Here is an 11,848-nt window from a genome sequence, read left to right as displayed (position 1 = left end):
GGCTCAGGCCAGCTCCTCCTTGAAGCCCAGCCGCCACGACGGGTAGCGCAACTCCCAGCCGAGTTCCCGCCTGGCCCGGGCGTTGGAGAAACCGTGGCTCTCGGTCATCAGAGCCACCGCGAACTCCCCGGCCAGCAGCTTGGCGAGCCACCTGGGCACCCGCATCGGCCGCTTCGCCCCCGCACACGCGGCCAGGTACGGCAGCCAGTCCCGTACCTGGGCGGGCTCGTCGTCGACGATGTTGAACACGCCCTTCGCCCGCTGCTCGATGGCCAGGACGGTGGCACTGGCCGCGTCGTCGAGGTGCACCCAGGAGGTCCAGCCGCTGCCGTCCCCCACGAGCGGGAACTTCCGCTTGCGCACCATCTCGACCACGTCGTCGCTCGCGCCCGGCCCGTAGAACCCGCCGTAGCGCAGGACCGTGCCGCCGGCCTTGGGCACCACGTCCTGGATGTGCAGGACACCCGCCGAGAGCCTGCGCACGGTCGGCACTGTGCCCGGGTCGATCGGGTCCTCCTCGGTCAGCAGCCCCGCACGGGGCCCGTAACTCTGCGCGAAGCTCTGCACAAGCACATCGGGCACGCCGGTCGCCTCGGCGGCGGCCAGCAGATGGTCCGTTCCCTCGATGCGCAGCCGGTTGGTCGGGGCGAAGAACCGGTCCGGGTGCCGCATGTCGGGCTTGCCCGTGCCGAGCCCGGTCATCTGGTGCACGATCGCGTCCGGCTGGGCCTGAGCCACCGCCTCCCGGACCGACACCCCGTCCAGCCCGTCCATCACGACGCCCTGAGCGCCCAGCTCCGCCAGCATGCCCAGCTTGGCCGCGCTCGTCGTCGTGGCCGTCACCTGGTGGCCCCGTGCCACCAGCTGCGGCACCAGCCGCCGCCCCAGGGCCCCGCTCCCGCCCGCCACGAACACCCGCATGATCATCACCTTCCCGCTCCACAGCCTGTCTCTACGGGGGACGAGCCGGCCGGAGCGTTTTGTGACATCGGCGGGAGGGCCTCCCACGTGGACAACGCGGGAGGCCCGTTTCCGCGTTTCTGCGTTCAGCCGACCCGGCAGGGCAAGGCCGTCGCCGTATCACCGCCGGAACCGGTGACGACGTAGCCGAACGTCGTGCTCTCGCCCGGATCCAGTGATCCGTTCCAGCCGGCGTTGTGGACCATCACGTTCTGCCCGTTGTACGTCGGGGTGCCGCTCCACAGACTGTCGACCTTCTGGCCGCCCGGCAGCGTCCAGTCGACCATCCAGCCGAGCATCGGGACGTCGCCGGAGTTGGTGACGGTCACCTCGGACTGGTAGCCACCGCTCCAGCTGCCGGTCGTCTTCCGGGTGGCCGTGCAGGTGCCCGGCACCGGATCGGTCGGGTCGCCGGGCTGCTTGATACCGGTCACCTCGCCGTTTCCGCCGTCGAAGACGACGTCGGAGCAGGAGTAGAAGGTCTCCGCACTGTCCGAGCGCTGCCACACCATGTAGATGATGTGCCGCCCCGCCTTGCCCTCGGGGAGCTGCCCGGACCAGGAGTAGTTGGCCTCGACCGTGCCCGGCGAACCGTTCAGCGGCGGGTGGTCGACGCTCAGGAACGGCCGCTCCTCCATGTCGTCCCAGGTGAGCGTCGTGGTCGGATCGAAGCCGTCCTTGGTGATGTAGACGTAGAACCAACCCGGGTGCGCGGCCCAGGCGTTGTACGAGAAGTCGACGGTCGCGCCCGAGGTCAGATGGGTCAACGGCCAGTCGGCACTGGGGGTGTTGAAACCGGTGAAGTTGGTGTTTCCGCCGCTGCACAGCTCGCCGTCCGGCACAAAGCCGCGGGTGCGGCCGGCGCCGTCGGAGCGCAGCACGGAGAACCAGTTGTAGAACGGCGTGGTGCCGCTCACCTGTTGGGCCGTCTTGCAGGCCGGGTTCACGGGCTTGATCTCACCGGTGTCGGTCAGCCCGTCCTGCCAGCACAGGAAGGTGCGGCTGCCGGGCTTCATCGGGGTGCCGTGGGCCTCCGCCTCGCCGCCGGCCGTGACGATCAGACCGAGGGCCGGGATCGTCGTGAGCAGGGACAGCAGGACGAGGAGAAGGGCACCGCGGCGGGTCGGGAGCGGTAATCGGGGTCTGGGGCGGGGAGTTGGTGATGTTGTCAAGAGCATGACAGTTCTACGTCCCTTCGCTCGGCGGTCGTGAGGAACGTGCGCACATGGATGCGGGGGATGGGAGCACTCCTGGGCGGGTTCCGGTCCACCGAATGTGGGAGCGCTCCCATCCGCCGCTGTGGGGCAAGTTAGCGCTGTGTTGCCCGCTTGTAAACGCTTGGCGCAAGCGGTTACCCCAACAGGTCCCGGAGCCACGCCAGTTGTCCCCGCACGTGAAACGCGTCGCCGCCCTCGTGGCCGTTGAACGGGTAGGCGTGGATCTCCTTGCGAGGATCCGCGCCGCTCAGCTCCGCATAACCGTTCCAGGCGGCGTACGCACCGCTCGGCGGGCACACCGTGTCGCGCAGGCCAACTCCGAAGTGTGTCGGGGCGTGAGCGCGGCGGGCGAAGGAGATGCCCTCCATGTAGGAGAGCGTGCGGTACGCGGCCTGTTCGGCGCCGCGGTGGACGGTGAGATACGCGACGATCTCGCCGTACGGGCCGGCGTCCGTGAGGTCCAGTGCGCGCCGGATGCCGCACAGGAGCGGTGCGGTGATCAGGGCCGCCGTCAGGTCCGGGACGAGCCCGGCGACGGCGAGGGCGAGGCCGCCGCCCTGGCTGTTGCCGACGGCCGTGATCCGTGAGCCTCCCCCACTCTCGACTTCGCTCGAGCGGGGGGACCCCCATCGCCGGGCAGGGCGCGGACGGCGGCGACGGCGCGTACGGCGTCGGTGATGAGACGCCGGTAGTGGTAGTCGTGCGGGTCGAGCAGGCCGCGCACGGCGGGGCCGGGGCCGCCCGGTGCGGTGGCGTGCGGGTCGGGGGTGTCGCCGCCGTTGCCGTACTGGTCGCCCTGGCCCCTGTTGTCCATGAGCAGATGTGCGTAACCGGCGTTCACCCAGGTCAGCCGCTCGTGCGGGAGGCCGCGTCCGCGCCCGTACCCCGCGAACTCGACGACCGCGGGCAGCGGTTCGGGCATCCCGGCGGGTCTGCTGAACCAGGCGCGCACCGGTTCGCCCGCGAAGCCCCGGAAGGTCACGTCCCAGGTCCGGGTCAGCCGCAGTCCGGTCTCCACCGGGTCTACGGACAGCAGGGGTTCGGCCCGCTCGGCCCCCTTCAGCGAGTCCCGCCAGAACGTGTCGAAGTCGGCGGGCTCGTCGAGGTCCGGGCGGCGGTGCTCCAGTTCCGTCAGGGGCAGGTCGAACGCTGGCACGTCGGCACCTCGCAGGAGTCGGTCCGCATACAGAAACTTGCGACGAGCTGAACGGTCAAGTCTCTGTGCCTTACCCAGACGGCGGCGGGTTTCAACGCCGCCTCTCGTCTCAACTGACCGCTGCAGCCCCCATTGACAGCGCTTTCTAGGGGCTTTAAGTTGCCGCGAGTTCCCGGTAAGAGCTCGAAAGTTTCGGTTCCGTGAATCCGTCCGGGAGGACCGAGCATGAGCACCTCCACCCGATCGACGCCACCGCCCGGCACCCAGGACCCGCCCCGACCGAAGTCCGCGCCTTCCTCCGCTTCCCGCCCTGCGCACCGCAGTTGGCGGCGGGCGTTGCGCCGGGACTGGCAGCTGTACTCACTGGTCGTGCTGCCGCTGCTGTTCTTCCTGGTCTTCCGCTATCTGCCGATGATCGGCAATGTGATCGCCTTCCGGCGCTTCGAGCCGGGCGGGTCGATCCTGGGCGAGGAGTGGGTGGGCCTGCGCTATGTGGAGATGTTCCTCACCGACCCCACGTTCTGGCAGGTGTTCCGCAACACCCTGTGGCTCGGCGGACTCACGCTGGTGTTCTGCTTTCCGATCCCGATCATCCTCGCGCTGCTGCTCAACGAGGTGCGCAGACGGGCGCTGAAACGGTTCGTGCAGTCGGTCTCGTATCTGCCGCACTTCCTGTCGATCGTCATCGTCGCGGGCATCACCATGCAGATGCTCGCCACGGACGGCCCGGTCAACCACATCCTCGGCTGGTTCGGCCAGGACCCGATCCGCTTCATCCAGGAACCCGAGTGGTTCCGCACGATCTATGTCGGCTCGGAGATCTGGCAGACCGCCGGCTGGGGCACGATCCTCTACCTCGCCGCGCTCACCACGATCGACGACAACCTGTACGAGGCCGCGACGATCGACGGCGCCAACCGCTGGCAGCAGATCTGGCACGTCACCCTGCCCGGCATCCGGCCCACCATGATCACGCTGCTGATCCTCAACATCGGCACGTTCATGGCGGTCGGCTTCGAGAAGGTCCTGCTGCTGTACAACCCGCTGACCTATCCGACGGCGGACGTGATCTCCACGTACGTCTACCGGACCGGTGTGGAGTCCAACAGCTTCAGCTACGCCGCCGCGATCGGCCTGTTCGAGGCGATCATCGGCCTGTTTCTGATCATCTCCGCCAACCAGCTCTCGCGCCGCACAGTGGGGACGAGCCTGTGGTGAAGCCGAGTCGTTCCTACCGCGTATTCCAGGGAGTCAACGGGTTCATCCTTACCGTCGTCGTGGTCGTCACCCTGTACCCGTTCGTCAACATCATCGCCCGCTCGTTCAGTTCCGAGCAGCGGATCCGTGCCGGTGAAGTGACGCTGTGGCCCGAGGGGTTCAACCTCACCACGTACAAGATCGTGTTCCAGGACGCGATGTTCTGGCGGAACTACGGCAACACCGTGCTGTACACGGTGGTCGCCACCGCCATCGCCATGATCCTGACCACCTGTTACGCCTACGTCCTGTCGAAGAAGCACCTCAAGGGACGTGGACTGCTGGTCGGTGTCGCCGTGTTCACCATGTTCTTCACCGGCGGGCTGATTCCCAACTACGTCCTGATCACCAGCCTCGGCCTGAAGAACAGTATCTGGGCCATCGCGCTCCCCAACGCGATCAGCGTCTTCAACCTGCTGGTGATGAAGGCCTTCTTCGAGAGCCTGCCCACCGACCTGGAGGAGGCCGCGCAGATCGACGGCCTGAGTACATACGGCATTCTGCTGCGGATCGTGCTGCCGCTGTCGAAGGCGGTCGTCGCGACGATGGTGCTGTTCTACTCGGTGTCCTTCTGGAACTCCTGGTTCAGCGCCTTTCTCTACCTGGACAAGTCCGAGCTCATGCCGGTCACCGTCTATCTGCGCAACCTCATCGCGGGCGCCACCACGGGCGGCAACGCCGGTGCCGCCGACGCACAGCTCAGCCAGGTGGGGGCGAACATCCAGGCGGTCACGATCGTGCTGACCTCGCTGCCCATCCTCTGTGTCTATCCGTTCGTCCAGCGCTACTTCGTCTCGGGCGTGATGCTCGGCGCGGTCAAGGGCTGACAAAGGAGTGCCCATGCCATCCGTGAACAACGCAGGACAGCTGTCGCGGCGTCAGATACTCGCCGCCGCGGGATTCATCGGCCTCGCCACCCTCACCGGCTGCGGCAGCGGCGACGACGGAGGGGACTCCAAGGACCTGTCGAAAAAGCAGAACGGCGCGATGAAGGAGTACCGCGTCGGCCAGCAGTTCAAGGCGGCCAAGCCGCTGTCGTTCTCGATCCTGCACAACAACAACCCGGTCTACCCGATGAAGGACAGCTGGCTGTTCTGGAAGGAACTCACCAAGCGCACCGGCGTCACCTTCGATCCTGTCGCCGTCCCCCTGGTCGACTACGAGAAGAAGCGCAGCGTCCTCATCGGCTCGGGCGACGCCCCCTTCCTGATCCCCAAGACGTACCACCCCTCGGAGGTCGCGTTCGTGTCGTCGGGCGCGATCCTGCCGGTCAGCGACTATCTGCACCTGATGCCGAACTTCCGGGACAAGGTCAAGCGGTGGAAGCTGGAGCCGGAGATCGACTCCTACCGGCAGGCCGACGGCAAGCTGTATGTGCTGCCAGGACTGCACGAGAAGGCCAGGTCCGGCTACTCGATGGCGCTGCGCACGGACGTCCTCGACCGCCTCGGGCTGAGCGTGCCCGGCACCTGGGACGAGGTGTACGAGGTCTTCAAAGCGATCAAGGAGGAGTACCCGGACCGCTACCCGTTCTCCGACCGCTGGAGCAAGAACACGCCCTACCCGGCCGCCGCCCTGTTCAGCTACCTCGGCCAGGCGTACGGCGTCCGGGCCGGCTGGACGTACGACAACATCAGCTGGGACGCGAACGCGCAGAAGTACGTCTTCACCGGAGCGACGGACCCCTTCCGGCAGATGATCGAGTACGTGCGCAAGCTGGTCACCGAGAAGCTGGTGGATCCGGAGAGCTTCACCCAGACCGACGACGAAGCCGCGCAGAAACTGCTGGGCGAGAAGTGCTTCGCGATCAGCGCCAACCCGCAGGTACTGGTGCAGGAATACCGGTACAACCTGCAAAAGCAGGTCAAGGGCGCTCAGATCGAGATGATTCCGGTGCCGCTCGGCCCCGCCGGCCCGATCGTGCTGGGCGGCGTCCGGCTGGAGAACGGCGTCATGATCTCCAGCAAGGCGCTCAAGAGCGACAGCTTCGTCGCGATGATGCAGTTCGTGGACTGGCTGTGGTACTCGGACGAGGGCCAGCGGTTCGCGCGGTGGGGCGTCGAGGGCGTCACGTACACCCGCTCCGGCGGCCAGTACAAGCTCAACGACGGCATCAGCCTCATGGGCTCCGACCCGGACGCCCCGAAGGACATGCAGAAGGACTACGGCTTCTACAACGGCGTCTTCGCCTACGGCGGCAGCTGGGAACTCGTCTCCTCCATGTTCAGCCCCGACGAGAAGAAGTTCCAGGACGCCATGTCCCAGCGCCGGCAGACGCCCATCGGCCCCGCCCACCCGCTGCAGTCCTTCGAGCAGGAACAGGCCTCCCTGTGGGAGACGCCGCTCAGGGACCACGTCACCCAGAACACCCTCCAGTTCGTCCTCGGCAAGCGCTCGCTGTCCGAATGGGACGGCTACGTCGCCGAGTTGAAGGCGAAGAACATGCAGCAGTTCGTCGACCTGCACAACAAGGCGTACGAACGCTTCAAGAAGGAGAACGGGTGAGCGGCGCCGGAGTACGCGCGGACGGCTTCGGCACCGGCGTCCTCTCCCGCGCCGCCGCACTGATCCACACCCTGGTCACCGTGGAGGCCCTGCTGCTCCTCGCCGCCGCACCCGGCCTCGCCGGTCTGCTGCTCCTCGGCCCCGACCCGGGCAACCTGCCCCTCGCCGCCGTATGCCTGCTCCCCCTGGGCCCCGCCCTGTCCGCCGCCCTGTACGCCCTGCACCGCCGCTCCGGCGACCTCACCGACCTGCACCCGGCCCGCACCTATGCACGCGGCTGGCGGCTCAACGCCCTCCCGGCGCTGAAGCTCTGGGCGCCCCTGCTCGCCTGGCTGGCCGTCATCGCCTTCACCCTGACCCACTTCTCCGCCACCGGCCTGCCCGGCTGGTGGGCGGTGCTGCTCGGGGCGATCGGCGCCGGCTCGCTGCTGTGGGGAGCGCACGCGCTGGTCCTCACCTCGCTGTTCGCCTTCCGCACCCGCGACACCGCCCGCCTCGCGGCGTACTTCCTCTTCCGGCACGCCCGCGCCACCCTCGCCGCCGCCTCCCTGCTGGTGCTGACGGCCGCGTCGACCGCCCTGCTGACCGAGGCCCTGCCCGCCCTGCTGGCCGCCCCGCTGCTGCTGTCCCTGCTGCACAGCAGCCGCCCGGTGATCGCCGAGACCGAGGAGGACTTCACCGTATGACCGCCGCGCCCCGCACCCCGAAGATCCCCTACGGCGGCGACTACAACCCGGAACAGTGGCCGCAGGAGGTGTGGGACGAGGACCACCGCCTGTTCGACCGGGCCGGCATCGACACGCTCACCGTCGGCGTCTTCTCCTGGTCCCTGACCCAACCCGCTGAAGACACCTACGACTTGACCGTTCTCGACCGCATCCTCGACCGCGCCGCCGACGAAGGCCGGCAGGTCTGCCTCGCCACCGGCACCGCCGCCCTCCCACCCTGGCTCGCGAAGCGGTACCCCGAGGTCAACCGCACCGACTTCGAGGGCCGCCGCCACCGCTACGGCCAGCGCCACAACTTCTGCCCCAGCGCACCGGCGTACCGGAAGGCCGCCACCGCCCTGGCCTCCCGCCTCGCCGAACGGTACGCGGCACACCCCGCGCTCCTCGCCTGGCACATCAACAACGAGTACGGCGGCGCCTGTTACTGCGACCTGTGCGCAGCCGCATTCCGGGACTGGCTCCGCGACCGCCACGGCACGCTCGACGCCCTCAACGACGCCTGGTGCACCACCTTCTGGTCGCACCGCTACACCGATTTCGACGAGATCGAACCCCCGAACGCCCTCACCGAACACTGGCGCGGCCCCGACCACACCGCCTTCCAGGGCATCACCCTCGACTACCACCGCTTCATCACCGACGCCCTGCTCGGCTGCTTCCTCGCCGAGAAGGACGCGATCCGCGCCCAGGACCCGGACACACCCGTCACCACCAACTTCATGGGCATGTTCCGCCCGCTCGACTACCACCGCTGGGCGCCCCACCTCGACTTCGCGTCCTGGGACAGCTACCCGCCCCTCGACGCCACGCCCACCTGGCCCGCCCTCGCCCACGACCTGATGCGCGGCCTCAAGGACGGCGCCCCCTTCTGGCTCATGGAGCAGACCCCGTCCACCACCGCCTGCCGCGACGTCAACCCGCTCCGCCGCCCCGGCAAACTGCGCCTCGCCACCTTCCAGGCCATCGCCCACGGCGCCGACGCCGCCCTGTACTTCCAGATGCGCGCCGCACGCGGAGCCTGCGAGAAGTACCACGGCGCGGTCATCGGCCACGCGGGCCGCGACGACACTCGCGTCTTCCGCGAAGTGGCCGAACTGGGACGGGAGTTGGGCCTGCTGGGCGATACGACCCTCGGCGCCCGGACCCCCGCCCGCACCGCCCTCCTCTTCGACTGGGACAGCTGGTGGGCCCTGGAGATCTCCGACGGCCCCTCGCGCCTGGTCCGGTACCAGGAGGTGGTCCACGCCTACTACCGGGCCGCCCGCGAGGCCGGCGCGGACGTCGACGTCGTCCCGGTCACCGCCGACCTCACTCCGTACGCCGTCGTCCTCGCCCCCGTCCTGCACATGGTCAAGGGCGACCTCGCAGCCCGCCTCGAAGCGGTGACGCAACGCGGCGGCACCGTCCTCGCCACCTTCCTCTCCGGCCGCGTCGACGAACACGACCGCGCCTTCCTCACCGACGTCCCCGGCCCGCTCGCCCCCCTCATGGGCATCCGCGTCGACGAATGGGACACACGCCCGCAGGACGTCGTACAGCCCATAGAACTGGGGGAGTCGCACACCGAGGCCCGTCTGGTGTTCGAGCTGGTGCTCCCGCGCGGAGCCGAACCGGTCGCCGTCTACGGAGCCGACTTCTACGCCGGCACCCCCGCCGTCACCCGCCACCGGCACGGCGAGGGCGAGGCCTGGTACGTCGCCACCGCCCTCGACCAGCCCGGCGTCGACTGGGTCGTACGGCGCATCCTCACCCGCCACGGTCTGCTCGGCCCGTACGCCGGCCACCCCGGCCTGGAGACCGCCACCCGCACCACCCCCGACGGCACGCGGTTGCTCTTCCTCCTCAACCACACACCGGACCCGGCCCACCTCACCGCCCACACCACCGCCACCGACCTGCTCACCGGACAGCGGTTCGAGAAGGGCGAACCCTTCTCCCTCGACCCGCTCGGCACAGCGGTCCTGCGGCTTCAGTAGATCCGGTCTTAAGTAGAACCGGTCTTCAGTAGATCCGGCGCCCATGTGCGTCGGCCACACCGGACTTGCGGAAGAAGTAGCTGTTCACCTGATCCCGCCACTCCCGGGCCGAGCGCAGCTGCTCCTCGTACCGCTCGGCGACCCGCGCATGGCGTGCCGGATCGACCAGGTCCACGAGCGAGGCCCAGGTCTCCCGGGCCTCCTCCACCTCGGCCACGCCCTCGAAATGGGTGTCGTAGATGTGCTGGATCACCGTCTTGCCGCTGCGCAGCATGTGCCCGTACGACATGTGGTGGAAGAACAGCAGCAGCTCGTCGGGGCAGGTGTCCGGCGACTCGTACACCTGGGACCAGGGCTTGGCGTACTGCGCCGCATACCCGGTGCCGGTCGCCGCGCTGCGGTTCACGCCGATGCCGTCCCGGTCGGCGAAGTGATAAGTGCCCCATGGGCTGTACTCGTAGCCGTCCACGCTGGGCCCGTAGTGATGCCCCGGCTGCACCATGAAGCCCACGCCGAGCGGCGCGGTGTACTTCTCGTACGTCCGCCAGGAGCCCTTGAGCACCGTGTGCAGCCCCGCGAACAGCCGCGGGGGAGCGGCGGGGAACGTCAGCGCGATCCACTCGTCCAGCAGCCGGTTCGGGTCCGCGTCCGGCTGCCAGGCGAGCCTGCCGACCGTGTAGAGGTTCGCCTGGGCCAGCGGATGCCCGGTCCAGAAGGGGTCATCGCCGACGTTGGACACCGCGACCAGACCGCCCGCCAGGTCCCCCACGGTCGCTCCGCTCGCTCCACCCTCCGGCCGGAACCGCAGCACCTCGCTCCACATCGGCCCCAGCCAGCACACATGCCGCTGCTGACCGGTGTACTCCTGCGTCGCCTGCACCTCCACCGCCAGCCGCGTCCCCGGCATCGCGCCCAGCACCGGTGACACCGGTTCCCGCACCTGAAAGTCCATCGGCCCGTGCTTCACCTGGAGCACGGCGTTCTCCGCGAACTGCCCGTCCAGCGGCACGAAATGGTCGTACGCCGCCCGCGCCCGGTCCGTCGTACGGTCCCGCCAGTCCTGGCGGTGGTTGTAGACGAACGCCCGCCAGTGCACCGTGCCGCCGTGCGGAGCCAGCGCGGCGGCCAGCATGTTCGCGCCGTCCGCGTGACTGCGGCCGTACGCGAACGGGCCCGGCTGCCCCTCCGAGTCGGCCTTCACCACGAACCCGCCGAAGTCCGGTATCGCCGCATACACATCGGCAGTCGCCCGCGCCCACCACTCCCGCACCCGCGCGTCCAGCGGATCGGCCGTCTTCAGCCCTCCGAGCACGATCGGCGCGGCGAAGGTCACCGACAGATGCATCCTGATCCCGTACGGCCGCAACGCCTCGGCCAGAGCGGCGACTTCACCGATCCGGTCGGTCAGCAGCCGCGCCTCGGTCCTGTGCACATTGACGTTGTTCACGGCCACAGCGTTGATCCCGCAGGCCGCGAGCAGCCTGCCGTACGCCCGCACCCGCTCCAGTTCTCCGCGCGCCCGCCCGTCCTCCCAGAACAGCGAACCGCCCGAGTAACCGCGTTCTACCTGGCCCATCACCGGGTGCAATGTCACATTGTCCCAGTGGTCGAGCATCCGCAGCGGGAGGGCCGGGCGGTGCACCTGGCGAGCGCGTTCGCCGCTGAACGCGTTCTCCCCGAGCCGCACGACGTGGAACAGGCCGTACAGCAGCCCGGCCTGCCCGGACGCGGAAACGGTCGTGCAACCGTTCTCGCGCCCGCAGACGAATTCCTCGTCCCCGAGGTCCCCGAGCCCCGGCCGCAACTCGAGCACCAGGTCGTACGACACGCCCGCGCCCGGCCCGGGATCGCGGTCCACGCGACCTCCGAACCGGGCGCAGGCGTCCACCACTTCACCGTGCACCGTCTCCACCAGGAGACCCGATCCGCGGATCAGGGTCCGCCGGGTGCCGAGCGGCCGGAAGGCGGCCGGTGGCAGCCAGGCCGGGTCGACATCCTCGGCGAGGACGGGCACGGGAAGCGGCACGAGACCTCAACTCCTCGATTCCT

Annotated in this window: 8 protein-coding genes and 1 pseudogene; 5 read left to right on the top strand and 4 right to left on the bottom strand. The window is 68.9% G+C overall.

Features of this window, described 5'->3' with window-relative positions; genetic code table 11:
• Positions 1-3: 3 nt before the first annotated feature.
• The 3 genes and pseudogenes from AB0I98_RS39595 to AB0I98_RS39585 form a co-directional block, all read right to left on the bottom strand.
• Positions 4-921 (bottom strand): NAD(P)-dependent oxidoreductase, encoded by a 918-nt coding sequence (locus tag AB0I98_RS39595; RefSeq protein ID WP_362950372.1) that lies wholly within the window; start codon positions 919-921, stop codon positions 4-6.
• Positions 922-1,046: 125 nt separating this feature from the next.
• Positions 1,047-2,138, bottom strand: coding sequence for a lytic polysaccharide monooxygenase (locus AB0I98_RS39590; RefSeq protein ID WP_362950370.1), 1,092 nt, complete (start codon positions 2,136-2,138; stop codon positions 1,047-1,049).
• A gap of 173 nt (positions 2,139-2,311) precedes the next feature.
• Positions 2,312-3,333 (bottom strand): annotated as a pseudogene (locus AB0I98_RS39585) (acetylxylan esterase).
• A gap of 225 nt (positions 3,334-3,558) precedes the next feature.
• Here AB0I98_RS39585 and AB0I98_RS39580 point away from each other — a divergent pair.
• Genes AB0I98_RS39580 through AB0I98_RS39560 form a run of 5 tightly spaced genes read left to right on the top strand, consistent with a single transcriptional unit; the run spans position 3,559 to position 9,799 of the window.
• The gene (locus AB0I98_RS39580) at positions 3,559-4,551 is read left to right on the top strand and encodes an ABC transporter permease subunit (protein WP_362950368.1); all 993 of its coding nucleotides are present in this window, start codon (positions 3,559-3,561) and stop codon (positions 4,549-4,551) included.
• The gene (locus AB0I98_RS39575) at positions 4,545-5,417 is read left to right on the top strand and encodes a carbohydrate ABC transporter permease (RefSeq protein WP_362950367.1); all 873 of its coding nucleotides are present in this window, start codon (positions 4,545-4,547) and stop codon (positions 5,415-5,417) included. The genes AB0I98_RS39580 and AB0I98_RS39575 overlap by 7 nt, the downstream gene beginning before the upstream one ends.
• Positions 5,418-5,439: 22 nt before the next feature.
• Positions 5,440-7,095: an extracellular solute-binding protein gene (locus AB0I98_RS39570; protein WP_362950411.1), complete on the top strand. Its 1,656-nt coding sequence runs from the start codon at positions 5,440-5,442 to the stop codon at positions 7,093-7,095.
• Positions 7,092-7,781 (top strand): hypothetical protein, encoded by a 690-nt coding sequence (locus AB0I98_RS39565; protein WP_362950366.1) that lies wholly within the window; start codon positions 7,092-7,094, stop codon positions 7,779-7,781. The genes AB0I98_RS39570 and AB0I98_RS39565 overlap by 4 nt, the downstream gene beginning before the upstream one ends.
• Positions 7,778-9,799, top strand: coding sequence for a beta-galactosidase (locus tag AB0I98_RS39560; protein WP_362950364.1), 2,022 nt, complete (start codon positions 7,778-7,780; stop codon positions 9,797-9,799). The genes AB0I98_RS39565 and AB0I98_RS39560 overlap by 4 nt, the downstream gene beginning before the upstream one ends.
• Before the next feature lie 25 nt (positions 9,800-9,824).
• Here AB0I98_RS39560 and AB0I98_RS39555 read toward each other — a convergent pair whose 3' ends face one another.
• Positions 9,825-11,825: an alpha-glucuronidase gene (locus AB0I98_RS39555; protein WP_362950363.1), complete on the bottom strand. Its 2,001-nt coding sequence runs from the start codon at positions 11,823-11,825 to the stop codon at positions 9,825-9,827.
• Between the last annotated feature and the right edge of the window lie 23 nt (positions 11,826-11,848).

This window comes from Streptomyces sp. NPDC050211 (assembly GCF_040656035.1).
Classification (GTDB): domain Bacteria; phylum Actinomycetota; class Actinomycetes; order Streptomycetales; family Streptomycetaceae; genus Streptomyces.
Note: the sequence above shows the minus strand (reverse complement) of the source record. Positions and strands in the feature narration are given on the sequence as shown.

Excerpts from the sequence above, each read along its gene's own strand:
- AB0I98_RS39595 (WP_362950372.1), bottom strand. The coding sequence starts at position 921 with ATGCGGGTGTTCGTGGCGGGCGGGAGCGGGGCCCTGGGGCGGCGGCTG.
- AB0I98_RS39590 (WP_362950370.1), bottom strand. The coding sequence starts at position 2,138 with ATGCTCTTGACAACATCACCAACTCCCCGCCCCAGACCCCGATTACCG.
- AB0I98_RS39580 (WP_362950368.1), top strand. The coding sequence starts at position 3,559 with ATGAGCACCTCCACCCGATCGACGCCACCGCCCGGCACCCAGGACCCG.
- AB0I98_RS39560 (WP_362950364.1), top strand. The coding sequence starts at position 7,778 with ATGACCGCCGCGCCCCGCACCCCGAAGATCCCCTACGGCGGCGACTAC.